Below are 23074 nucleotides of genomic sequence, written 5' to 3' on the forward strand. Positions count from 1 at the left end.
CTGTTGGTTGTTATCTATCAGGTACAAATGCCTGGCCCAGCGATGCCGGTGTGTTCATCATCGTCAATCGCTTGTTGCGCGATATGAGCACGAGAACCACGATCGTGGCCAGATAGGGAAGCGCGGACAGGAACTGCGACGGCACCGGAATCCCGAATGCCTGTGCATGAAGCTGGCCAATCCAGACCGCGCCGAAAATATAAGCCCCCGCCAAAACCCGCAGCGGGCGCCACGAGGCGAACACGACCAGCGCCAACGCAATCCAGCCGCGGCCGGCAGTCATGTTTTCCACCCATTGCGGCGTGTAGACCAGCGAAAGGTGACCACCGGCAAGGCCAGCGCAAGCCCCGCCGAACATGACCGCAAGATAGCGGTAGCGAATGACGGGAATGCCAAGCGCATGGGCGGAGGAGTGGCTGTCTCCGATCGAGCGCAGCATCAACCCCTTGCGGGTGCGGAACAAAAACCACGAGACGGCGAAAACCAACGCGATGGATGCGTAAAACAGCGGATCTTGCCCGAACAGAAGCTTGCCGACGATGGGCAGGTCGCTGAGGCCGGGAATGTAGAGATTCGGCAGACGCACGCCCGGCAGACCGACGAAATTTGTGCCGATCATACCCGACAGGCCAAGGCCGAGAATGGTAAGCGAAAGGCCGGTCGCGACCTGATTTGTGGCGAGCGTCAGCGCCATGAAGGCGAAAAGCAGCGAAAACAGCGCGCCCGCGACGATCGCCGCGAGCACACCGATCCACGGCGAACCGGTCAGATAGGCCGCGCCAAAGCCGCACACCGCGCCCATGATCATCATGCCCTCGACGCCGAGATTCAGCACGCCAGAGCGCTCGACCACGAGTTCGCCAATAGCCGCGATAAGCAGCGGTGTGGCGGCTGTGGCGATGGTGAGCAGGATGTTGACGGTGATATCCATTACGCGGCCTCGCTGGATTTTGCACCAAGACCGGCAATGCGGATGCGGTAGTGGATCAATGTGTCGGAGGCCAGCACGAAGAAAAGCAACATGCCCTGAAAGACGCGCGCGACCTTATCGGAGACGCCGAGCGCGGTTTGCGCCGCCTCGCCGCCCAGATAGGTGAGCGCCAGCACCAGACCGGCAGCGACGATGCCAAGCGGATTGAGCCGCCCAAGGAACGCGACAATGATGGCCGTGAAACCGTAGCCAGGAGAGATGGACGGCTGCAACTGGCCAATGGCGCCCGAAACCTCCGAAATGCCCGCAAGCCCAGCTAGCGCGCCCGAAATCAGGAAGGCGAAAAACACCACGTGGCTTTGCTGAAAACCTGCAAAGCGCCCTGCCCTTGGACTGGAACCAAGCACGCGGATTTCAAAGCCCTTGAGCATTTTGGACAGCATCAGCCAGACCAGCACAGCGGCGATGATTGCGAAGATAAAGCCCCAATTTGCGCGGCCCGACATGGGCGCAAGTTCGGGCAGCACGGCAGACGGGTTGAACTGCACCGACTGCGGGAAATTATAAGCCGCCGGGTCCTTCCACCAGCCGCGCACCAGCCAATCGAGAAAGAGTTGCGCGACATAGACGAGCATCAGACTCGTCAGGATTTCATTGGTGTTGAAGCGTGTTTTGAGGAACGCGGGGATTGAGGCATAGGCCGCACCGCCCGCTGCGCCCATCAGCAACATGGCGGGCAACACCCACCAACCAACCGTTTCAGGAAACATGACCGGCAGAACGGAACCGGCAACAGCGCCCATGACGAACTGGCCTTCCGCGCCGATATTCCAGACATTCGCGCGGTAGCAAACAGCAAGGCCGACGGCGATGAGGATGAGCGGCGCAGCCTTGATGGCAAGTTCGTGCAACTGCCAGACCTGAGTAATCGGATCTATGAAATATGTGTAGAGCGCCGTCAGCGGGTTCTTGCCAAGCGCGGCAAACAGGATCGCGCCCGCGATGATGGTGAGCGCGAACGCGATGAAGGGCGAAAGCGCGGAAAAGAGCTTTGAGCGCTCCGGGCGCTTGACGAGTTCGATGCGCATCACGCGGCCTCCGGACGATGCGGGTCGGTATGGCCAGGTTCGGCGCCGCCCATCAGCAAACCGATGCGCTCATAGGTGGCCTCGGCGCGCGGCAGCGGCTTCGACAATTCCCCATTGTGCATGACGGCAATGGAGTCCGAGATCTCGAACAATTCGTCCAGATCCTGACTTATGACAAGCACGGCGGAGCCGGCGCGCGCCAGCGCAATAAGCGCTTGCCGGATGCGCGCGGCAGCGCCGGCATCGACGCCCCATGTGGGCTGGTTCACGACCATGACGGCAGGCTGACGATCCAGTTCACGGCCGATGATGAATTTTTGCAGATTGCCACCTGACAGCGAGGCGGCTTCGGGGTCCGGCGCACTCTTGCGCACATCCATCACCTCGATGATGCGCTGCGTGGCGTGCTGGATCATGCCATTTTTGACAAAGCCACCGGGAGCGATGAAAGCCTTTCTATCGGTCGCATGGCGAGACAGAAGCAGATTTTCCGACAGCCGCATTCGTGGGGCAGCGCCGTGGCCAAGTCGCTCTTCCGGCACGAATGCTGCGCCAAGACTGCGCCGCGCCGAAATGCCCATGCGCCCGACCGATTTGCCGCGAATGCGCACCGAGTCGGCGCTTTCCTGAAGCACCTCGCCCGATATGGCTTCAAAGAACTCGCCCTGACCATTGCCCGCAACACCGGCGATGCCAAGCACCTCACCAGCTTTCAGGGAAAGCCAGATGTTCTTGAGCGGCATGGAAAACGGACCGGCGGGCTTGCGGCTCAGACCGCAAATGCCAAGCAGTTCGGGCGCATCCTTGAGTTCAATCGGCGTGCGCTCGGCGGTGGCGACATCCGCGCCAACCATCATGCGCGCCAGCGATGCCGCGGTTTCCTTGCTCGGATCGCACGCGCCGACCACCTTGCCGTGACGCATGACGGTGGCGCGGTCGCACAGGCGCTTCACCTCTTCGAGGCGGTGCGAAATATAGAGGATCGACTTGCCCTCGGCGCGCAGCCGCTCCAGCGTTTCAAATAGTTTGTCGGCTTCCTGCGGCGTGAGAACCGAAGTGGGTTCATCGAGAATGATGAGATCCGGCTCCTGCAACAGGCAGCGCGTGATCTCAATACGCTGACGTTCGCCAACGGAGAGATCGCCGACTAACGAATCAGGATCGAGCGGGAGGCCGTAGGTTTTGGACAGATCGCGCGCCTTTGCAGCGATCTTGTCCAGCGACGTGCCGTCATCCACCGAAAGCGCGATATTCTCCGCTGCGGTTAACGCTTCAAACAGGGAAAAATGCTGGAAAACCATGCCGATGCCGAGCGATCTTGCAACGCTTGGGCTGGTGATCTTGACCGGCTGGCCCTTCCAGAAAATCTCGCCGGAAGTGGGTTCGAGCGAGCCGAAGAGCATTTTTACGAGAGTAGATTTGCCCGCACCATTTTCACCCAGAAGCGCGTGGATCTCGCCCTGGCGGATACCCAGATCGACATGATTGCAGGCGGTGAGCGTACCGAAAACCTTGGTAAGACCGCGCACCTCGATGAGGTTTGCTGCCTCTCCGGCAGACTTCACCACAGACTCCACGACGCCCCCATCAGGCTATATTTTTTGTTCCCTGATGGCAGACTACGCAATTGTCACATCGCGGCAATCAAAATTTGTACCAAGCAGTAAAAATGTTGCGGGACAAGCCCGAGGATGACGGCAGAGAATGGGCTTTGACGTTTCGTCTGTCTTGTCTCCCGCCCTTTACCCCTCACCCGGCAGGCGGATGAGGGTTCTCGCTTTACGGCAGCAGGATCGTGGTTCCGGTGGTGGCGCGGCTTTCGAGATCAGACTGCGCCTGCCCGGCGTCCTTCAGCGCGTAGGTCTGGTTGATTTCGATCTTCACCGCGCCGCTTTTCACGATGGCGAAAAGCGCGGCAGCGGATTTTTCGAGATCCGCACGCTTGGCGACGTAGGTGAACAGCGTCGGGCGCGTCATGAACAGCGAACCCTTTTGCGACAGAAGCCCGGTGTTGAATGGCGGGATAGGGCCGGACGACTGGCCGAAGGTCACGAACATGCCCATCGGGCGCAGGCAGTCGAGCGAGCCCATATAGGTGTCCTTGCCGACCGAATCGTAGACGACATCGCACATCTTGCCGCCGGTGATCTCGCGCACGGCAGCGACGAAATCCGTATCACGATAGTTGATGACGTGATCGAAGCCATGCGCCTTGGCCAGCGCAATCTTTTCCGGCGAGCTGGCCGTGCCGATGACAGTCGCGCCAAGATGCTTCGCCCATTGGCCGAGGATGAGGCCAACACCTCCAGCCGCTGCATGGTACAGCACCGTATCACCGGGCTTTACCTTGAAGGTGCGCAGCAAGAGATATTCGGCGGTCATGCCCTTGAGCATCATAGCCGCCGCTTCCCTGTCAGAAATGCCGTCCGGCACATGCACAAGCCGGTCAGCCGCGATGAGACGCTGCTCGGCATAGCTGCCAGTCCCAGACACATAAGCGACGCGGTCGCCGGGCTTTACGCCCGAGACCTTTGGACCGACAGCTTCCACCACACCCGCGCCCTCACCGCCCGGAATGAACGGCAGACCGCCCGGCGCAGGATAAAGCCCGGTGCGGTAGTAAATGTCGAGGAAGTTCAGCCCTACGGCCGTCTGGCGGATGAGCGCTTCCGCCTCACCCGGCTTGCCGACCTCAACATCCTCATACTTCAGGACCTCGGGACCGCCCGTTTCATGGACGCGGATTGCTTTGGTCATGGGAAACTCCAGTGATTCTTACAGCGTGGTAGCCGTATTCTTTGCACCAAGCCTGGGGAAGAATTGCAGCACTGCGCCAATACAGAACAGATAGAGGCTGGCGACGGTAATGCCAGTCTTTGTGAAAATATCGACATGTTCACCGAGCACGCCGATCTGGTTGTAGAACTGCGCCATGGCGGACTGCGCCAGCGCGAGCATGCCGAACACGCACCAGGCAATGGTGACGCCGAGATTGATCGGGCGCAACCGCTTGACGCGTACCGGATGCAGAAAATTGATCGGCACAAAGGTGAGGATGCCGCAAATCAACACGGTTGCGAAGGCCACCCACTGCCCCGGCTCGATGACATAAAGCGTGAACACGACCATGTTCCAGACGACCGGAAAGCCCTTGAAGAAGTTCTCCTTCGTCTTCATGCCTGTGTCGGCGTAGTAGATCGCGCTGGAAACCACGATGATGGCCGCAGACAAGAAGGAAAGTCCCTCGCCCATGAAACCGCGCTGATAAAGCGCGAAGGCGGGAATGATGACGTAGGTCACGTAATCGATGATGTTGTCCAGCAGTTCGCCTGACCATGTGGGCAGCACTTCCTTGACTTCCAGCTTGCGCGCGATTGGGCCGTCAATTCCGTCCACCAGCAGCGCAAGACCGAGCCACCAGAACATCGCGGTCCAGCGTTCCTCGCTTGCCGCGACCAGCGAAAGGAAGGCCAGGAAGGAGCCTGAAGCAGTGAGGCAATGCACCAGAAAGGCGCGCGCCTGCGGCCACGTAACCTGCTTCTTTGGCTTCGGAAGACGCGCGACGAGCTTCTTTGCCGCCAACTTCGCTCTCGGCTGCCTGTTCTTCACGAGCTAAGCCGATCCAACTCAGCCGCCAACACTTCGTCCCGAATACCCATCGTCGTCCCCTCATGCAGGCGCAAATAGTATGCCGCATAAATGCCGTACGGAAACAGGCCGATTGACGTTTCTTGCATTGATCCACGGCAAAGCACGATAAAAATCAATTCATGAGCCGAAAAGACGCAACGCCGGACGCTTCACAACATGTGGCCATTCATGGCAAACGAAAACCATGAAGAACGCAAATAGCGACAGTTCAATCATTGTTGCCGGGACCGGGCCGGCTGGACTGATTGCAGCGCTTGCGCTGGCTCGCAAGGGTTTTGCGATCTCGCTGGTGGGACCGCAGGTGAACCAAGCGGACCGCCGCACCACCGCGTTGATGGTGCCGTCACTGCAATTTCTCGACAGTCTGGGTGTGCTGGATGCGCTGGAAGCGGAAGCTGCGCCGCTGGTGAAAATGCGGATCGTGGACGCTACGGACAGGCTGATCCGCGCGCCGGTCGTGACCTTTAGCGCAGCCGAAATCAGCGAGCCCTATTTCGGCCTGAACATTGGCAACAAGACGCTGAATACAGCGCTCGATGCCGCCGTGCGCGCCGAGAGCAAGATCGTCTGGCACGAGACACTTGTCGAGCAATGGACGCTTGGCGCGGACCGCGCGACGGCACGGCTTGCGAATGGCGAAACGTTGACAGCGAAGCTGGTTGTGGCGGCCGATGGCCGGTCTTCTCCAGCGCGCGAAGCGGCTGGCATTTCCATCTCAACGACGCGCCTGCCGCAATCTGCGCTGGTTTTGAACTTTGCGCATAGCCGTCCGCATGGCTCGATTTCGACAGAATTCCACACGCGGACCGGACCATTTACGCTGGTGCCTCTGAAGGGCGACCGCTCCAGCCTCGTGTGGGTGGTGCAGCCGCAGCAAGCTGACGAGTTGATGGCGCTGGATGACGCGACGCTCGCCGCGCGCATTGAAGAACGCATGCAGTCCATGCTTGGCCGGGTGAGTGTCGAGCCGGGACGACAGGTCTATCCGCTATCGAACGCAACACCGCGAAGGTTTGCGCAAAACCGCGTGGCGCTGGTTGGCGAGGCGGCGCATATTTTCCCACCGATTGGTGCGCAGGGGCTAAATCTCGGCATTAGAGATGTTCGCGATCTGGTTGACATTGTTACAAATAATGCCGACGACCCCGGCGCCGAGCCGAAGCTGAGCGCATTTGACCGCAAGCGCAGACCGGACATCATGGCACGAACAACGGCGGTAACGCTGCTGAATAGATCGCTGTTGTCGAGTATGCTGCCATCGCAGTTCGCGCGGAGCGTGGGGCTCGGAGCGCTGGACGGAATTGCGCCACTGCGCGCAATATTCATGCGCGAGGGATTGCGGCCCGGCAGCGGATTTTCTGGATTGTTTTCCGACCTACGGGAACAAATCCGGCGGTAGGATGCCGCTGCGGATCAGATAAAGCAGCCCTGTGACAGTGCCGACAGAAAGCACCGTGGTGAGCAGGATGCTGGCCGACGCACGCTGAACCCAAACGCCGTATTGCTGCGCTATGACGAAAACATTTGTCGCGGTGGGCAGGCCCGCGAGCAGTACCGCGGCAAACACCCATGTCGGGTCGAAATTTCCGAGCAGGCTCATCATGACGTAGCAGAGAGCTGGGTGAATGATGAGCTTGAGCGCGGCAATCGGGCCGAGTTCTGTCGGCACGCGTTTGAGCGGGCGAAGCGCCAGCGTGACACCCATCGCGAAAAGCGCACACGGAGCCGCGGCGCGCGCCAGCATGTCGAGCAGGCGCGCAATGGGCACCGGCGGATCGACATGGAAATATGCACCCAGGACACCCGCAGCCGTGGCGATGATGAAGGGATGCAGCGCGATTTTCTTGACGACGCCAAGGGCGACCGTGCCGAAACTACCCTTCTCGTCGCCAGCCAGCGCCATCATGGTGGGCGCGATGGCAAAATGCATGATGTTCTCGAAGCAGAATATAAGTGCGACGGGAACCGCCGCCTTTTCACCGAAGGCCAACAATGCAAGCCCCGGCCCCATATAGCCGATATTGCCATATGCAGACGCCAGACCCTTGATGGTTGATTCTGCAATTTCGCCCCGAGACAGCAGGAACGAGCCGGTGAACATGGTGGCGAATATGATGAAGGTCGAAAAGACAGACGCAAATATATAGCGCCACTCGGTCAGTTGCTCGATCGGTGTTTGCGAAAGGAGCTGGAAGAACAGTGCCGGCAACGCCACATAGATGATGAACAAATTCATCCATCCGAGTGCCTCAAGCGGCCGGCGGTTCACGCGCGCGACGAAAAACCCCAGAAAAATCAATCCGAAAAAGGGAAAGACCAGGCCAACGAGATCGGACATTGTTATTTCGGCCTCGATTGGCGGTTACTTGCAAGCTTGGCACGACTGCGCCAAATAAGGAGCGAGGTATGCCATGACTGACGCCAAGACCGCAAAATTTCGAATCGGGCAAGTGGTGCGCCACCGCATTTTTCCGTTTCGTGGCGTAATTTTTGACGTCGATCCGCAATTTGCAAATACGGAAGAATGGTACGAGTCTATTCCGGCTGAGGTGCGTCCGCGCAAGGATCAGCCATTCTACCACCTGCTCGCCGAGAATTCCGAGACGGAATATATCGCCTATGTTTCCGAGCAGAACCTGCTCGACGATTCCAATGGCGACCCCGTGCGCCATCCGCAGATCAACGAGATGTTCGACATTACGCCCGATGGCGGGTACTCGCCGAAACAAGCGCGGAAACATTAGAACCCCTCATCTGCCTGCCAGCACCTTCTCCCACAAGGGGAGAAGGAGGGTAATTTCAACGCTCCCGCCAATTCTCGAACGTTGGCGCGCACGCAGCGCCAAAAACAAAAAGCGGGGCGCAAGGCCCCGCTTTGAATGTGCGAATTTGATGCGGCGATCAGTTCGCCTGCTTGGCCTTGTCCTGCTCTTCCTTGAGCTTCTTGGCAAAGTCTTCGTTGTTCTTGGCGACGAAGTCCTGAAGCTTTTTCTGGCGGTCGTCGATGTCGGACTGCTTGAGCGGTTCGCCATCATAAGCGCCGGTGAAGCCCTGCAGCGAAACCTTCACAGGATTTGGCTTGTTCTGGAAATTGACTGAGGTCAGCGTCAGCGAAGTACCCTTCTTGAGCGACGCGACGAGCTGGTCGGACAATGCGGTTTCCGCCACGCAACGGTCCGGGAAGCAGATCATGTAATCGATCTTCTGCGTCTTGCCGCCATCGATCTGGAGGCCGACGCCGGGAGGAATCAGGCGCGCGGTCGGCACGGTGACCTGAAACACCTTGCGGTTTACCTTGCCCTTGAGCTCGATGAGGCTGATGCCGGTAACGAGCTGGCCGGTGTCAGCGGTCGTGATGTTCTGAACGTTGCAGACATCAACATCCTGCTGCTTGGAGCACGCCTTGAACCAACCCTGTGGGATCTGCGGCTGTTGCTGCTGCGCGGAAGCCGGGGCAACCAGCCAAACCGTCGCGAGTGCCGCGGACACTGCCGACAGGCGATTAACGGTGATCGAAGCGCGCTTCATATTCGCATTTCCTTCAAATAGATCGCAGATCAAAATAAAAGTCTGGCGCTACCTGTTGGCCAAATAAGGCAACAGCATGACTTGGCGCGCCTGTTACACTGCATGCGCCAGCAAATCCAGCCCATCAGATAATATGAACCCACTTTTCCGCGAGTTAGACAGGTTTATGCGCGCATCGTGCTAGATTACGCGCGAATCGCAGCGGAAGGAACGATGCAGGCCACACTCGCAGCACTGATGACAGCGCTGGCGCTTTTTTTTGCGCCGATAGTGCAGGCATTCGCCGCGCCGTCGCATGCGATTGCCATGCACGGTCAGCCCGCGCTGCCCGCAGATTTCACGCACCTGCCTTATGCGAATCCCGATGCGCCCAAGGGCGGCAAGATAAGCTATGCGTGGCCGGGCACGTTCGACAGCGTGAACCCGTTCATTGTTCAGGGGAGCGCGGCACGCGGCACAATCGATACGGTGTTCGGCGATCTGGTGTTCGACCGGCTGATGGTGCAGTCGGCAGACGAGCCGTTCACGATGTATCCGCTGCTGGCGAAAAGCATCGAGACAGACGATGCGCGCAGCTTCGCGGAGTTCACGCTGGATGAGCGGGCAAAGTTTTCGGACGGCCAGCCGGTGACGGCCGACGACGTGATTTTCAGCTTCGAGCTTCTGCGCGACAAGGGCTATCCCCGCTACGCAGTCAGCGCCGACAAGGTTGCGAAGGTGGAGAAGGTTGGCGCGCAGGGCGTGCGGTTCACGTTCAAGGCGCCGGATCGCGAATTGCCGCTCATTCTGGCGCGGCTGCATGTGCTGCCGAAACATCTGATCGATCCGGCGACGTTCGACAAATCAACACTCAAGCCGATGGTCGGCAGCGGGCCATACACGATGGCGGAGATTCGCCCCGGCGACAGCATTACCTTCAAGCGCAACCCGGATTACTGGGCAAAAGACCTGCCCTCCAAGCGGGGCTTCGACAATTACGACGAGATCAAGCTGACCTATTATCGCGATGAGAACGCGATGTTCGAGGCGTTCCGCAAAGGGCTGGTGGACGTGTTTCTCGAAGAGAATAGCGGGCGCTGGAAGAACGAATACGGCTTTCCGGCGGCAACGCGCGGCGACGTGCTGAAGGAGACGTTCGAGACGCGATTGCCCTCCGGTATGTATGGCATTGTGATGAACACACGCCGCCCGATTTTTGCTGACCGCGCATTGCGGGCCGGACTGACGGAACTGTTCGATTTCGAGTGGGTGAACCGGAATCTGCTGTCCGCGGCCTACAGGCGCACGACGAGTTTTTTCGATAATTCCGAGCTTTCCAGCCACGGAATACCGGCGAGCGAGGCAGAACGCGCGCTGCTCGCACCGTTTCCAGACGCGGTGACGCCGGACATCATGGAACATGGCTGGACGCCACCCGCATCCGACGGCAGCGGTCGTGATCGCAAATTCCTGCGCGTGGGATTCGATACGTTGACGGCGGCGGGATATACGCTCAAGGACGGGCGGCTCGTCGCGCCGGACGGACATCCGGTCAGCTTCGAGATCATGCTGAAAGGCAAGGAAGGCGAGCAGCTTGCTGTGTCGTGGCAGCAGACGCTGGCGAAGCTCGGCATTGAACTGGTGATCCGTTCCGTGGACGCTTCGCAATTCCAGCAACGCCAGATCAATTACGACTACGACGCGTTTCTGTTCAACTATGCAGGTTCGCTTTCGCCGGGGGTCGAGCAGGTTGGTCGCTGGGGTTCCGAAACGCGCGACAAGCCGGGGACATTCAACTTCGCCGGGGTAGCGAACCCGGCCGTGGACGCGATGATTAGCGCGATGTTGCAAGCGGTGACGCGCGAGGATTTCGTGACCGCCGTGCGCGCCTATGATCGTGTGCTGCTATCGGGCGCTTATGTGATACCACTCTATTTCCGGCCCGAAAGATGGGTTGCGCATTGGAAACGGATCGACCACCCCGGCGTTACGCCCATTCAGGGGCCGCAATTGCCCACCTGGTGGTTTGCCCAATAGGAGACGCGCATGATCGATGCCGTGACGATTGACGTTGTGTCAGATGTGGTGTGCCCGTGGTGCTATATCGGCAAGCGCAGGCTTGAAGCCGCAATGGCGTCTGTACCAGATGTCAAAGTCAATGTGCGCTGGAGGCCGTATCAGCTTGACCCGACCATTCCGGCGCAAGGCAAGGACCGCCGCGAATACATGCTCGGCAAGTTCGGCTCTGAGGATCGTATCAAGCAGATCCACGCCAACATCGTGCAGCTAGGCGCAATTGAGGGCATTTCGTTTGATTTCGACGCGATCAAGGTTGCGCCGAACACGCTGGATGCGCATCGCGTGATCCGCTGGGCGGCAAGCGCTGGCGAGGACGTCCAGAACAGGCTCGTCGGGATCCTGTTCAGCGCCTATTTCGAGCAGGGCCAGAATATCGGCGATCCCACGATCTTGCTGGAGGCCGCGCAGCTGAGCGGGATGGATGTTTCCGTAGTGGAAACGCTGCTGCCATCCGATGCAGATCGGGAAGCCGTGCAGATGGAGATTGCAACCGCCTCGCGCATGGGCATCACCGGCGTGCCGTGCTTCCTGCTGGAAGGCAAATATGCCGTGATGGGCGCGCAGGAATCAGCCGTTCTGGCCGATGCCATCCGGCAAGTCGCGCAGGAAAAGGCGAGCGCGGAAGCTTAGGTCTTTTGCGGCTGCCAGGCGGATGAGGGGCAATTGCAAGGGCCAAGCAACGGCGAGGGTAGCTGCCTAGGCCACCAGTTTCGCGAGTTGCGTCATGACAACAGCCGAACCAGCGAGACGCTTTTCGGCAGTGGGCCACTCGCGGATGAAGACGACGCTCTGATCCGGCCTGATCTTCGCCATCGAGCCCTGCTGCCCGATGTATTGAACCAGCCCGACCGGATTGGCGAATTCGCGCTTGCGGAAGTGGATGACCACGCCCTTCGGACCGGCATCCAGCTTTTCAACATTTGCCGTGCGGCAAAGCGCCTTGATGAACACGATCTTCAACAGATGCTCGACCTCGTCTGGCAGCGGGCCGAAGCGGTCGATAAGCTCCGCGCCGAAAGCGTCGATTTCTTCTGCTGACGTGAGGTCGCCTAGACGGCGATAGAGCGCAAGGCGCAATTGCAGATCGGGCACGTAGCTTTCCGGAATCATGACCGCCGTTCCGACGGTGATTTGCGGCGACCAACCGCTATCCAACTCCTCGCCGGAGCCCTTGATCTCCGCAACGGCCTCCTCGAGCATTTGTTGATAAAGCTCGAAGCCGACTTCCTTGATATGGCCGGATTGTTCTTCGCCCAACAGATTGCCAGCGCCGCGAATATCGAGGTCATGGCTGGCAAGCTGGAAGCCAGCGCCGAGCGTATCCAGCGATTGCAGAACTTTCAGGCGGCGGTCGGCAGTGTCCGTCAGCTTACGGTTGGCCGGTAGCGTGAACAGCGCGTAGGCGCGCAGTTTCGACCGCCCTACCCGGCCCCGCAACTGGTATAGCTGCGCAAGGCCAAACATGTCGGCACGGTGGACGATCAGCGTGTTGGCAGTCGGAATATCAAGGCCGGATTCCACGATGGTGGTGGAAAGCAACACGTCATACTGGCCGTCGTAGAACGCGTTCATGATGTCTTCGAGCTCGCCGGCCGCCATCTGGCCATGCGCGACAGCGACCTTGAGTTCAGGCACCTCGGCAGTGAGGAAATCGTGAATTTCGGGCAGGTCCGCGATGCGCGGCACGACATAGAAACTCTGGCCGCCACGATAGCGCTCACGCAGCAGCGTTTCGCGGATGACCAACGGATCGAATGGCGAAATGAAGGTGCGCACCGCCATGCGGTCAACCGGCGGTGTGGCGATAAGGGAAAGCTCACGCACGCCGGTCAACGCAAGCTGGAGCGTGCGCGGGATGGGCGTGGCGGAAAGCGTGAGCACGTGCACGTCGCTCTTGAGTTCCTTCAGCCGCTCCTTGTGCTTGACGCCGAAGTGCTGTTCCTCGTCGATGATCAGCAGGCCGAGACGATTGAAGCTGATGGATGCGCCGAGCAGAGCATGCGTGCCGACGACAATGTCCACCGTGCCGTCCGCAATGCCCTTTTTGGTTTCAGCAAGTTCCTTTGTGCCGACCATGCGCGACGCCTGTCGAACGCGCAGAGGCAGGCCAACAAAGCGCTGCGTGAATGTCTTGAAATGCTGGCGCGATAGCAAGGTCGTCGGCACGACGACCGCAACCTGCAAGCCTTCCATCGCGGCGAGGAATGCCGCGCGCAGCGCCACTTCCGTTTTGCCAAAACCGACATCGCCGCAGATCAGGCGGTCCATCGGCTTGCCGAGCGACAGATCGTCAATAACGGCATCGATGGCATTCTGCTGGTCGTCGGTTTCCTCGTATGGAAAGCGCGCGGCGAACTCGCCGTAAGCACCTTCGGGCGGCAGGATGGCGGGGGCAGCGCGCATCTGACGCTCGGCGGCGAGCTTGATGAGCTGGCCAGCCATATCCAGCAGGCGGCGCTTGAGGCGCGCCTTGCGCGCCTGCCACGCACCGCCGCCAAGCTTGTCCAGAACGGCGGTGGCATTGTCGGAACCGTAGCGCGACAGAAGCTCGATGTTTTCGACGGGCAGGAACAGGCGGTCGTCGCCCGCATAATGGATTTCGATGCAATCATGCGGCGCACCCGCTGCCTCGATGGTGCGCAGGCCGATAAAGCGGCCAATACCGTGGTCCGCGTGAACGACAATGTCGCCCGCCGAAAGCGAGGTTGCTTCTGCTATGAAATCAGCGGCGCGGCGGCGCTTTTTGGTACGGCGCACGAGGCGGTCGCCAAGAATATCCTGCTCCGCGACGACAACCAGACCGGCGGTTTCAAAGCCTTTTTCGAGCGGGAGGACGGCTAGACCTGCCTGCCCGTCTTCCAGCTTTTCAAGCTGGTCGATTGAGCTGACACGCGTCAGATTGCCAAGGCCGTGCTCCTCGAGAATCTGGCCGAGGCGATCCAGTGAGCCTTCCGTCCAGCCCGCTACAAGCACGCGGCGCTTTTTCGCGCGCTCATCCGCTATATGACGCGCGACCACGTCGAACACGTTAGCCTTTGGATCGGCGCGCTCCTCGGCAAAGCTGCGGCCAGCCTTCGCACCCGCATGATGAATGCTGCGGCCACTGGCAAATGGCGCATCGAACGGCGTGAATTCGATTGCCTCGCGGTCGGCGAGAGACGACGCGACCTCCTGCGGAGACAGGAACAGCAAGGCGGGCGGGACCGGCTTGTAAGGTGTGGCATCTTTCAGCGACTGCTCGCCCTGTTTTCGGCGAGCGTCATAATGGTCCAAGATAAGCTCGTGCCGCTCGGTGAGCGCTTCGCGCGCGAGATGATCGAGAATGACCGGCGCGTCGGGCAGGAAATCGAACAGGGTTTCGAGGCGTTCGTAGAAGAATGGAAGCCAGTGCTCCATGCCCGCAAAGCGGCGGCCTTCGCTGACAGCCGTATAAAGCGCGTCGCCCGGCGTGGGTGCGCCGAACGCTTCGATATAGGCGCGACGAAAGCGGCTGATGGACGGCGGCGTGAGTTGCACTTCGCTCATGGACTGCATGGCGAAGATCGGTACATTGCCGGTGGTGCGCTGTGTTGCGACATCGAATGAGCGGATGGATTCCAGCGTGTCGCCGAAGAAGTCGAGGCGAATGGGTTCGTCGGACGACGGCGCGTAAAGATCGAGAATGCCGCCGCGCACGGCATATTCGCCAACATCGCGCACGGTGGGGACCCGATCAAAACCAGCCATTTCCAGCCGCGCGACAAGATCCTTCATTTCAAGCTGGTTGCCGGCCTTGGCGCGCAGCGTCTGCGATTCGATTGCCTCGGCGGGCGGCATGCGTTGCAGCAGCGCGTTGACCGTGGTGAGCACAACGGCGCGGTGCGGCTTTTTCTTGAGCGCCGCCATTGCAGCCATTGCATCCAGCCTGCGAGCGGCAGCGTCTGCACCCGGCGAAACACGATCATAGGGCAGGCAATCCCACGCGGGCAGTTCGAGCACCGGCAGACCGGGCGCGGCAAAGGCGAGCGCTTCGGCGATTTCCGGCAGGCGCTGACCATCACGCGCGACGAACACAATCGGCGAATCTGGTGCAGCCTCGGCGGCGGCGCGCGCAATGGCGAAGGCTTCGTAGCCATCGGCTACGCCATCGACGATATATTGGCCGGGCTTGCCCTGCGGCAGCGTGATGGATGGTATGAGTTTCATGCGCGAACTGTGGGGCGGAAAGCCCTGATTCTATCTAATATGGCTGAGTCGATATCTGCCGGGGGTGGAAGCTGCCCCATCAACCACGGCAGAAGGTCCGTGTCGTTGATGGTGAGCACATATTCATATTGGTCAAGTTCCTGATCGTTCAAGGCGCCGATTTCGGCGTCCGCAAATGGCCCCAGAATCAGGTCCAGCTCGCGCATTCCCCTGTGCCACGAACGAAATAGCAGGCGCTTGCGGCGCTCGTCCAACCCTTCGCTCGTTCGCTCGGTTCCCGTCATTTCATGGATTCCTGATTGCAGAGTCCGCGCATATAGCGTGGACAGCGCGCGGTGTCAGCCTTGCAACACGCCGCACAAGGCAGGACAATTGAGCACAATGCGCCCATCACTGCTCGACCCACTGTTTGCCCCGATCTCTTCGATACCCGGAATCGGGCCGAAGGTTGCCGCCCTTATAACCAAGGTGGTGCCGACCGATACCGGAGGGCGCGAGGCGCGCATCGGCGATCTGCTGTTTACGCTGCCGCATTCGATCATCGACCGGCGCAACCGCCCAGGCATCGCCTATGCCGAAGAAGGCACAATCGTGACGCTGGATGTGCGCGTGGACAGGCATCAACCGCCGCCGCGCGGAAATCGCAGCGTGCCGTACCGGGTGTTTGCACATGACGACACCGGCGAGGTGACACTGACCTTCTTTCGCGGCCATGCGGAATATCTTTCCAAGATGCTGCCGGAAGGCGAGCGCGTGATCGTCAGTGGGCGAATGGAGTGGTTCAACGGTCGCGCCTCAATGGTGCATCCCGACCATATCGCACGCGCCGACGCGGCAGATGGCTTGCCGCTGGTGGAGCCGGTTTACCCGTTGACCGCCGGACTTTCCACCAAGGTACTGCGGCGCGCGATTCAGGCTGGATTGGAGAAACTGCCGGAGTTGCCGGAATGGCAGGACGCAAGCGTGATGCGCCGCCAGACCTTTCCGGATTTCGGGGCTGCGCTGCGGCGCATCCACAACCCCGCCGATCCGATTGATACTTCGCCGGAGAGCGTGGCGTGGCGCAGGCTGGCCTATGACGAGTTTCTGGCCGGGCAGATCGCGCTGGCGCTGGTGCGCGCACGCGTGCGCCGCGCTGCCGGACGGCCAATAGTGGGCGACGGGCAGATCGTCGAAAAGCTGCGCAACGCCCTGCCCTATTCGCTGACGCGGAGCCAGGAAACGGCGCTGACGGAGATCAATGCGGATCTGGCAAAACCGGAACGCATGTTGCGGTTGCTGCAAGGCGACGTCGGCGCAGGCAAGACCGTCGTGGCACTGCTGGCGATGGCGCGCGCTGTGGAAAGCGGAGCGCAAGCCGCGCTGATGGCGCCGACGGAGATTTTGGCGCGACAGCATCTCGCGACAATTGCGCCATTGGCTGAGCGCGTGGGGCTGAAAGTGGCCGTGCTGACAGGGCGCGAAAAAGGTCGTGACCGGGCGGCAACACTCGCGGGTCTGGAAGACGGCACGATCAATATTGTGGTCGGTACGCATGCGCTGTTTCAAGACGCGGTGGTGTTTCGCGATCTGGCGCTGGCGGTTGTGGATGAGCAGCACCGTTTCGGCGTGCATCAACGGCTGGCGATTTCCGCAAAAGGCAGCGCGCCGGACTTGTTGGTGATGACAGCTACGCCGATCCCGCGCACGCTGGTGTTGACCGCATTCGGCGATATGGACGTTTCGCGGCTGACGGAAAAACCTGCCGGACGCCAGCCAATCCGCACGGTTACAATGTCGATGGAGCGGCTGGACGAACTGGTGCACCGCATGGCGGAGGCAGTGGCGGCGGGACAGAAGGTTTACTGGATATGCCCGCTGGTAGAGGAATCCGAAGAGATCAAGCTGATGTCGGCGGAGGATCGGTTTGCATCGCTGAAACCGGTGTTCGGCGAGAAGATCGGGCTGGTGCATGGCCGCATGAAAGGCGTGGAAAAAGACGAGGCAATGCGCGCTTTCAAGGACGGAGAAACGCGCGTGCTGGTGGCAACGACGGTGATAGAGGTGGGTGTCGACGTGCCGGACGCGACAATCATGGTGATCGAGCACGCCGAGCGGTTTGGGTTAGCGCAGCTTCACCAATTGCGCGGACGCGTGGGCCGCGGGTCGAAGCAATCATCCTGTGTCCTGCTGTACAAAGACCCGCTGGGCGAAACGGCAAAGAAGCGGCTCACGGTGATGCGGGACACGGAGGATGGCTTCATTATTGCCGAGGAAGATTTGAAATTGCGCGGTGAAGGTGAGTTGCTGGGAACGCGCCAATCCGGCACACCGGGGTTTCAGGTGGCGCGCATCGAGGACCACGCCGACTTGCTGGAAATCGCGCGCGACGATGCAAGGGTATTGCTGACAAGCGATCCGAATCTTACGTCAGCGCGCGGCGCAGCGGTGCGATTGCTGTTGTATGTGTTTGGGCGAGACGAGGCGGTGCGGTTGCTGCAGGCGGGGTGATTTTATGCACCCCTCATCCGCCTGCTGGCACCTTGTCCCTCAAGAGGAGAAAGCGGACAATCTCAGCGCCCCGCTCATTGTTCAGCGTCGAAGGTTGAAGACTGCGTTGCAGTTTTCGTCCTTCTCCCCTTGAGGGGGAAGGTGCCGGCAGCATGATCGTCGAGCCGCGTTCGGGCAATTCACGCCCGCTTTGACATGTCCTTGACGGTCGGGTTCGACAGAGAGACTTCGAGCAGCGAACCGTCGGCCTTTTTGACCCTGCGCTTGTATGCCGGGGCGACAAGGCCCGCAGAGACAATCAATTTTGCGCCGTCTTCAATCGTCATTTCGAGCGGTACGATCTCGGATTTGTAGACATACATCAGAAAGCCGGTCGTCGGATTAGGCGTGCAGGGCATGAAAACGCCTATAAGCGGGTCGCCGGGCCGATCGAGTACCGCATTGATTTCCGTGTCCTTTTCGCCCGCGACGAACACCAGCGACCACACGCCTTTGCGCGGATACTCCACCAGCCCGACCGTGCGGAACATCTCATTCTTGTTCGAAAGCGCCGTTTCGAAAAGCTGCTTGAGCGTTTTGTAGATACCACGCACGAGCGGCATGCGCGCCAGCACCCGTTCGCCATAGCCGACAATGGTGCGGCCAATGAAATTCGCGGTCAAAAAGCCAATCAACGTGATAACGATGAGCGCGACGATGAGCCCAAAGCCCGGCAGTGCGAACGGCAGGTAATGGTCGGGGTTATAAGCGTCGGGGAGATAGGGTTTGACCCAGCTATCAACCCAACCAATAAACGACCAAACGATATAGATAGTTATAGCTACGGGCGCGCAGACAATCAGCCCTGTGAGGAAGTAGTTCCTCACGCGCGTCATGCCTGACAATGTTGGTTCCATCGCCGCCCCCGGTTGTGCAGCGCACTAGTATCGAGATTTTGACTGCAAAGGGAAGCGGCTATTCCGCCGCTTCCGTGTGCGCCTGCTTGCGCTGACCCTTCCTGAGAAGGTCGGACACGAGGAAGGCAAGCTCAATCGCCTGATCCGCATTGAGGCGCGGATCGCAATGCGTGTGATAACGATCGTGCAATTCCTCAGCGGTGATGGCGCGCGCGCCGCCCGTGCATTCGGTGACGTTCTTGCCCGTCATTTCGATGTGAATGCCGCCCGGATGGGTGCCCTCGGCGCCGTGAACATCAAAGAACGCCTGCACTTCCTTCAAGATACGGTCAAACGGACGCGTCTTGTATCCAGCCGCAGTGACGGTGTTGCCGTGCATCGGATCGCAGGACCAGACGACCGAACGGCCCTCTTTCTGCACTGCGCGCACGAGCTTCGGCAGATGATCACCCACTTTGTCGGCACCGAAGCGGCTGATGAGCGTCAGGCGGCCCGGCTCGTTATCAGGATTGAGCAGGTCAATCAAACGGATCAGCCCATCCGGCTCCAACGACGGACCACACTTGAGGCCCAGCGGATTCTTGATACCACGGCAATATTCCACATGCGCATGGTCAACCTGACGCGTGCGGTCGCCGATCCAGATCATATGGCCGGACGTCGCGTACCAATCGCCAGTGGTGGAATCGACGCGGGTCAGCGCTTGCTCGTAGCCAAGCAACAGCGCCTCATGGCTGGTGTAGAAATCAGTTTCACGCAGCGCGAAGGTCGACTCGGACGTGATGCCGATGGCCTTCATGAAACCAAGCGTTTCGGTGATACGGTTTGCCAGCGCCTCGTAGCGGTCACCCTGCGGACTATCCTCCACAAAGCCGAGCATCCAACGATGCACGTTTTCAAGGTTTGCGTATCCGCCCTGCGCGAAGGCGCGCAGAAGGTTGAGCGTTGCGGCAGACTGGCGATATGCCATTTCCTGACGCGCCGGGTCGGGGATGCGGGACTTGGCGTCGAACGCCGTACCGTTGATGATGTCGCCGCGATAGCTCGGCAGCGATACACCGTCTACGGTTTCCGTATCTGACGAACGCGGCTTGGCGAACTGGCCGGCAACGCGGCCGACTTTCACCACTGGCTGCGCGCCAGCAAAGGTGAGCACGACCGACATTTGCAGGAACACGCGGAAGAAGTCGCGGATGTTGTCCGCGCCATGTTCGGCGAAGCTCTCGGCGCAATCGCCACCTTGTAAAAGGAATGCGTCTCCGGCAGCGACAGTCGCGAGCTGCTTCTTCAGCTTGCGCGCCTCACCTGCAAAAACGAGCGGCGGAAAGCTGGCAAGACGGGCCTCGGTTTCGACCAAAGCTTCGCCGTCCGGATAGGCCGGCACCTGCTGGATGGGCATTGCTCTCCAGGAATCCGGTGACCATTTCTTCATTGTCGCACCTGCCATTTGCGGGCTTTTTCCCGCCTCTCCGCTCATATGGGGAAGGCGCTGCTATAAAGGAAGCCCTCGCCTCTTGCCAGATAAATTCGTTAGCTCGGACATCTGTTCGAAATACCCTCATCCGGTTGGTGCCGGGAGGCGGATGAGGGGCAATAGCACGAGTGCTAAATAATCCGCAGGATCGTGGAAGCGACTTCCTCGCCATCGTGCTGGCCGCGGTTCCACGCGTCCTCGAACTCCGACAGAATGATTTGCGCGCCCAGTTCGCCGCCAAGCGCCTCGATGCGACCTTCTCGCAGATAGCGGAAGCGGCCAACGGTTTTCGCAAAGGGAAACAACTCGCGGTTCGCAAGAATGTGGGTGAGAAATGGCGCACTGGTGCCGGTGGCGCGTCGAAAATGTTCCTCAAACACCCCGACCAGCCCGGCAAGATTCGTATCGCGTGTTTCAGCACATTCCAGAATATTGCCGATAAATATGCGGTACGCCGAGGTATTCGAGGCCAATGCCTGCGCCACGCCCTGCACCAGCAAATGCGGAAGAATGCTGCTGTAAAAGCTGCCGGGGCCAAACACGATAGCGTCAGCCCGCGCGATGGCGCCCAGAATGAGCGGATTGGCGCGCACCATGCCGACGCTCCTTGAGGCCAGCGCAATATCGGTGATGCCGAGTGCAGCCTCTTCAGCATCCAACGAGGTCACGACATGTTGACCGAAAACCTCATGGCCGCTGCCGAGCCTGGCGCTCAATTCCACATCCGGCTGGATCGAACTTGGCCAGACGTGCCCATTGATGCCGAGCAGACGGCGAAATTCGAGAATCGCAGCGTTGATATCGTTGTCGTGGGCAAGATAAGCGCCAGTCAGGATGAAATTGCCGACACTGCCATTTCCAAAATCGAAGCCCGCCGGGATCGCGCTGCCGAACAGGTCGAGATAGTGCAGAATCGTGTCCGCCTGCGCGGCATCCATGCGCTGAAGCAGCGGATGATCGCCGCTCGCGAAAAAGCGAAACTCCTCTGCCGCCTCGCCCTGCCCCAACGCTCTGGAAAGGCGAGCGTTGAAGATTTTCACAACATCGCCAGCCTTGCCTTCGCCGTGAGCCATCGTCATGAGCGCTTGCCTGATGTCGCCCACCGGCAACATGCGGAAAGTCTCGCGGATGACCTTGGAGCTGCCGCCGCTATCCCAAGCCGGAACGATGCGCGTGAGCGACGCACCGCGATGGCTCAACGCAATGTTGGTGGAGCGGCAGGCTGTGCCGCCTGAAAACAGAACGATGCGAGGCGCGTTTTCGCTCAAGCCTGGAGCCTCTTGCCGTCGCGATAGCTGTAGCTCGGCTTATACATGGTGACGAGTTCTTCGGCGGCGGTGGGATGCACGGCCATTGTCCGGTCGAAATCTTCCTTGCTTAGCCCAGCCTTGAGCGAAATGCCCAGCAGCTGCGCCATCTCGCCAGCATCCGGCCCCAAAATATGCGCGCCGAGAACGAGCCCGGTCTGTCCATCGACAACGAGCTTGGTCAGCATCTTCTCATCCCGACCGGCGAGAATGTTGCGCATGGGACGGAAATGCGCGCGGTAAATATCAACATGCTCAAAGCGCTGCACCGCGCGCTCTTCCGACAGGCCGACCGTGCCAACCTCCGGCTGCGAGAAAACCGCAGTCGGAATGACTTCAAGGTCCGGCTCGGTGGGGTTGTCCTTCCAAAGCGTCTCGACAAGACACATGGCCTCGTGGATCGCGACGGGCGTCAACTGAACGCGGTTGGTGACGTCGCCAATGGCCCAGATGTTCGCGACATTCGTGCGCGAGTAGCTGTCCACGATGACTTCGCCCATTTGACCGATGTTTACGCCGGCATTTTCGAAACCGAGCCCGTCAGTGTTTGGGCTGCGCCCGATTGCCAGTAAAACCTGATCCGCGACGAGTTGCTCGCCCGTCGAGAGGCGGCTTTCCAGCCGCCCATCCTTGCGCTTGACGACCTCCTTCTGCACGGACTGCAGAATGATCTTGATGCCCTTGTCCACCATCGCGTCATGCAGAAGCTTGCGAAGATCATTGTCGAAGCGGCTCAATATCTGCATACCGCGATAGACCAGCGTGGTTTCAACACCCAACCCGTGGAAGATATTGGCGAACTCCACCGCGATATAACCGCCGCCCTCAATGACAATTGCCTTGGGCAATTCCGGCAGGTCGAACACCTCGTTGGAACTGATGCAATGTTCATGGCCGGGTAGTGCGTCATGCGCCGCGGGCCTGCCGCCGGTCGCAATCAGGATCTGGTCCGCGGTAGCCGTGCGGTCCTCAGCGTCAAGCCGAATGGTGTGTCGATCCAGAAGCGTTGCTCGGGACATAATGGCCTCGCCGCCGGCACCCTCGACGCCTTTGCGATACAGCCCCTCCAGCCGTGAAATTTCCTTGTCTTTATTGGCGATCAAGGTTGCCCAATCGAAATGCGCGGGCTTTACCGACCAGCCATAGCCCTTGGCGTCCCCGAAATACTCCGAATATTGGGAAGCATAGACGAGCAGCTTTTTCGGCACGCAGCCACGAATGACGCATGTGCCACCAAAGCGAAATTCTTCGGCAACGGCGACGCGCTTGCCAAGCCCCGCTGAAACGCGCGCGGCGCGCACGCCGCCAGAACCGCCGCCAATGACGAAAAGGTCGTAATCATACTTCGCCATGCGGCACCTTCATTCCGATTCAACGACAGAGACTTAGTGCATCACGATGCGGCTTTGAAGCCATGAGGTAGCGGAACCAAGTACCACGGTGCTCGTTTGAGCCTTGAACAACAA

The 23074-nt window shown here is 59.9% G+C and carries 19 protein-coding genes; 5 read left to right on the top strand and 14 right to left on the bottom strand.

The window, feature by feature from the left end:
* Positions 1 to 10 precede the first annotated feature (10 nt).
* The 6 genes from DY251_RS17585 to DY251_RS21900 all read right to left on the bottom strand — a co-directional run bounded on the left by DY251_RS17585 (position 11) and on the right by DY251_RS21900 (position 5756).
* Positions 11 to 931: an ABC transporter permease gene (locus DY251_RS17585; protein ID WP_116625208.1), complete on the bottom strand. Its 921-nt coding sequence runs from the start codon at positions 929 to 931 to the stop codon at positions 11 to 13.
* The gene (locus DY251_RS17590) at positions 931 to 2019 is read right to left on the bottom strand and encodes an ABC transporter permease (RefSeq protein WP_170971400.1); all 1089 of its coding nucleotides are present in this window, start codon (positions 2017 to 2019) and stop codon (positions 931 to 933) included. The genes DY251_RS17585 and DY251_RS17590 overlap by 1 nt, the downstream gene beginning before the upstream one ends.
* Positions 2019 to 3584: an ABC transporter ATP-binding protein gene (locus DY251_RS17595; protein ID WP_116625261.1), complete on the bottom strand. Its 1566-nt coding sequence runs from the start codon at positions 3582 to 3584 to the stop codon at positions 2019 to 2021. Before DY251_RS17595 ends, DY251_RS17590 begins: the two co-directional genes overlap by 1 nt.
* A 214-nt stretch (positions 3585 to 3798) precedes the next feature.
* Complete coding sequence (locus DY251_RS17600) at positions 3799 to 4776, bottom strand: quinone oxidoreductase family protein (RefSeq protein ID WP_116625210.1); 978 nt, start codon at positions 4774 to 4776, stop codon at positions 3799 to 3801.
* A gap of 18 nt (positions 4777 to 4794) precedes the next feature.
* Entirely contained in the window at positions 4795 to 5601 is an 807-nt protein-coding gene (gene pcsA / locus DY251_RS17605; RefSeq protein ID WP_199498875.1) for a phosphatidylcholine synthase, read from the bottom strand.
* A 23-nt stretch (positions 5602 to 5624) separates the two neighbouring features.
* The gene (locus tag DY251_RS21900) at positions 5625 to 5756 is read right to left on the bottom strand and encodes a hypothetical protein (RefSeq protein WP_281004480.1); all 132 of its coding nucleotides are present in this window, start codon (positions 5754 to 5756) and stop codon (positions 5625 to 5627) included.
* A gap of 98 nt (positions 5757 to 5854) precedes the next feature.
* Between DY251_RS21900 and DY251_RS17610 the strand changes: the two genes are divergently transcribed.
* Entirely contained in the window at positions 5855 to 7069 is a 1215-nt protein-coding gene (locus DY251_RS17610) for a UbiH/UbiF family hydroxylase (RefSeq protein ID WP_116625212.1), read from the top strand.
* On the opposite strand, the gene DY251_RS17615 is transcribed toward DY251_RS17610, so the two are convergent.
* The gene (locus DY251_RS17615; protein WP_116625213.1) at positions 7046 to 8008 is read right to left on the bottom strand and encodes an AEC family transporter; all 963 of its coding nucleotides are present in this window, start codon (positions 8006 to 8008) and stop codon (positions 7046 to 7048) included. The two genes, DY251_RS17610 and DY251_RS17615, sit on opposite strands and share 24 nt — an antisense overlap.
* A 73-nt stretch (positions 8009 to 8081) precedes the next feature.
* Here DY251_RS17615 and hspQ point away from each other — a divergent pair, with 73 nt between their 5' ends.
* Positions 8082 to 8414, top strand: coding sequence for a heat shock protein HspQ (gene hspQ, locus DY251_RS17620; protein WP_116625214.1), 333 nt, complete (start codon positions 8082 to 8084; stop codon positions 8412 to 8414).
* A 157-nt stretch (positions 8415 to 8571) separates the two neighbouring features.
* On the opposite strand, the gene DY251_RS17625 is transcribed toward hspQ, so the two are convergent.
* Complete coding sequence (locus DY251_RS17625; protein ID WP_116625262.1) at positions 8572 to 9198, bottom strand: invasion associated locus B family protein; 627 nt, start codon at positions 9196 to 9198, stop codon at positions 8572 to 8574.
* A gap of 213 nt (positions 9199 to 9411) precedes the next feature.
* Between DY251_RS17625 and DY251_RS17630 the strand changes: the two genes are divergently transcribed.
* Together DY251_RS17630 and DY251_RS17635 are read left to right on the top strand one after the other, a co-directional pair.
* Positions 9412 to 11214, top strand: coding sequence for an extracellular solute-binding protein (locus DY251_RS17630; protein ID WP_116625263.1), 1803 nt, complete (start codon positions 9412 to 9414; stop codon positions 11212 to 11214).
* 9 nt (positions 11215 to 11223) lie between these two features.
* Positions 11224 to 11886 (top strand): DsbA family oxidoreductase, encoded by a 663-nt coding sequence (locus DY251_RS17635; RefSeq protein WP_116625215.1) that lies wholly within the window; start codon positions 11224 to 11226, stop codon positions 11884 to 11886.
* Positions 11887 to 11952: 66 nt separating this feature from the next.
* On the opposite strand, the gene mfd is transcribed toward DY251_RS17635, so the two are convergent.
* Positions 11953 to 15441, bottom strand: a complete 3489-nt coding sequence (gene mfd, locus DY251_RS17640; RefSeq protein WP_116625216.1) for a transcription-repair coupling factor — start codon at positions 15439 to 15441, stop codon at positions 11953 to 11955.
* The gene (locus DY251_RS17645) at positions 15438 to 15725 is read right to left on the bottom strand and encodes an FAD assembly factor SdhE (RefSeq protein ID WP_116625217.1); all 288 of its coding nucleotides are present in this window, start codon (positions 15723 to 15725) and stop codon (positions 15438 to 15440) included. The genes mfd and DY251_RS17645 overlap by 4 nt, the downstream gene beginning before the upstream one ends.
* Before the next feature lie 97 nt (positions 15726 to 15822).
* On the opposite strand from DY251_RS17645, the gene recG reads away from it, so the two are divergent.
* Positions 15823 to 17931 carry an ATP-dependent DNA helicase RecG gene (gene recG / locus DY251_RS17650; protein ID WP_116625218.1) on the top strand — a complete coding sequence of 703 codons (2109 nt, stop codon included), beginning with the start codon at positions 15823 to 15825 and terminating at the stop codon, positions 17929 to 17931.
* A 179-nt stretch (positions 17932 to 18110) separates the two neighbouring features.
* On the opposite strand, the gene DY251_RS17655 is transcribed toward recG, so the two are convergent.
* From DY251_RS17655 to gor, 4 genes are all read right to left on the bottom strand, one after another.
* Positions 18111 to 18827 carry a DUF502 domain-containing protein gene (locus tag DY251_RS17655; protein WP_425373315.1) on the bottom strand — a complete coding sequence of 239 codons (717 nt, stop codon included), beginning with the start codon at positions 18825 to 18827 and terminating at the stop codon, positions 18111 to 18113.
* 58 nt (positions 18828 to 18885) lie between these two features.
* Complete coding sequence (locus tag DY251_RS17660) at positions 18886 to 20259, bottom strand: class II 3-deoxy-7-phosphoheptulonate synthase (protein WP_116625265.1); 1374 nt, start codon at positions 20257 to 20259, stop codon at positions 18886 to 18888.
* 173 nt (positions 20260 to 20432) lie between these two features.
* The gene (locus tag DY251_RS17665; protein WP_116625219.1) at positions 20433 to 21569 is read right to left on the bottom strand and encodes a gluconeogenesis factor YvcK family protein; all 1137 of its coding nucleotides are present in this window, start codon (positions 21567 to 21569) and stop codon (positions 20433 to 20435) included.
* A complete protein-coding gene (gene gor / locus DY251_RS17670) occupies positions 21566 to 22960 on the bottom strand; it encodes a glutathione-disulfide reductase (protein WP_116625220.1) in 1395 nt (464 codons plus the stop codon). The genes DY251_RS17665 and gor overlap by 4 nt, the downstream gene beginning before the upstream one ends.
* Positions 22961 to 23074 lie beyond the last annotated feature (114 nt).

The organism is Mesorhizobium denitrificans, assembly GCF_003403035.1.
Classification (GTDB): Bacteria; Pseudomonadota; Alphaproteobacteria; order Rhizobiales; family Rhizobiaceae; genus Mesorhizobium_G; species Mesorhizobium_G denitrificans.

Bases quoted from the DNA above. Each gene is read 5' to 3' on its own strand.
- DY251_RS17585 (WP_116625208.1), bottom strand. From the start codon at position 931: ATGGATATCACCGTCAACATCCTGCTCACCATCGCCACAGCCGCCACA.
- DY251_RS17590 (WP_170971400.1), bottom strand. From the start codon at position 2,019: ATGCGCATCGAACTCGTCAAGCGCCCGGAGCGCTCAAAGCTCTTTTCC.
- DY251_RS17600 (WP_116625210.1), bottom strand. From the start codon at position 4,776: ATGACCAAAGCAATCCGCGTCCATGAAACGGGCGGTCCCGAGGTCCTG.
- DY251_RS21900 (WP_281004480.1), bottom strand. From the start codon at position 5,756: ATGCAAGAAACGTCAATCGGCCTGTTTCCGTACGGCATTTATGCGGCA.
- DY251_RS17610 (WP_116625212.1), top strand. From the start codon at position 5,855: ATGAAGAACGCAAATAGCGACAGTTCAATCATTGTTGCCGGGACCGGG.
- DY251_RS17615 (WP_116625213.1), bottom strand. From the start codon at position 8,008: ATGTCCGATCTCGTTGGCCTGGTCTTTCCCTTTTTCGGATTGATTTTT.
- hspQ (WP_116625214.1), top strand. From the start codon at position 8,082: ATGACTGACGCCAAGACCGCAAAATTTCGAATCGGGCAAGTGGTGCGC.
- DY251_RS17625 (WP_116625262.1), bottom strand. From the start codon at position 9,198: ATGAAGCGCGCTTCGATCACCGTTAATCGCCTGTCGGCAGTGTCCGCG.
- DY251_RS17630 (WP_116625263.1), top strand. From the start codon at position 9,412: ATGCAGGCCACACTCGCAGCACTGATGACAGCGCTGGCGCTTTTTTTT.
- DY251_RS17635 (WP_116625215.1), top strand. From the start codon at position 11,224: ATGATCGATGCCGTGACGATTGACGTTGTGTCAGATGTGGTGTGCCCG.
- mfd (WP_116625216.1), bottom strand. From the start codon at position 15,441: ATGAAACTCATACCATCCATCACGCTGCCGCAGGGCAAGCCCGGCCAA.
- DY251_RS17645 (WP_116625217.1), bottom strand. From the start codon at position 15,725: ATGACGGGAACCGAGCGAACGAGCGAAGGGTTGGACGAGCGCCGCAAG.
- recG (WP_116625218.1), top strand. From the start codon at position 15,823: ATGCGCCCATCACTGCTCGACCCACTGTTTGCCCCGATCTCTTCGATA.
- DY251_RS17655 (WP_425373315.1), bottom strand. From the start codon at position 18,827: ATGGAACCAACATTGTCAGGCATGACGCGCGTGAGGAACTACTTCCTC.
- DY251_RS17660 (WP_116625265.1), bottom strand. From the start codon at position 20,259: ATGAAGAAATGGTCACCGGATTCCTGGAGAGCAATGCCCATCCAGCAG.
- gor (WP_116625220.1), bottom strand. From the start codon at position 22,960: ATGGCGAAGTATGATTACGACCTTTTCGTCATTGGCGGCGGTTCTGGC.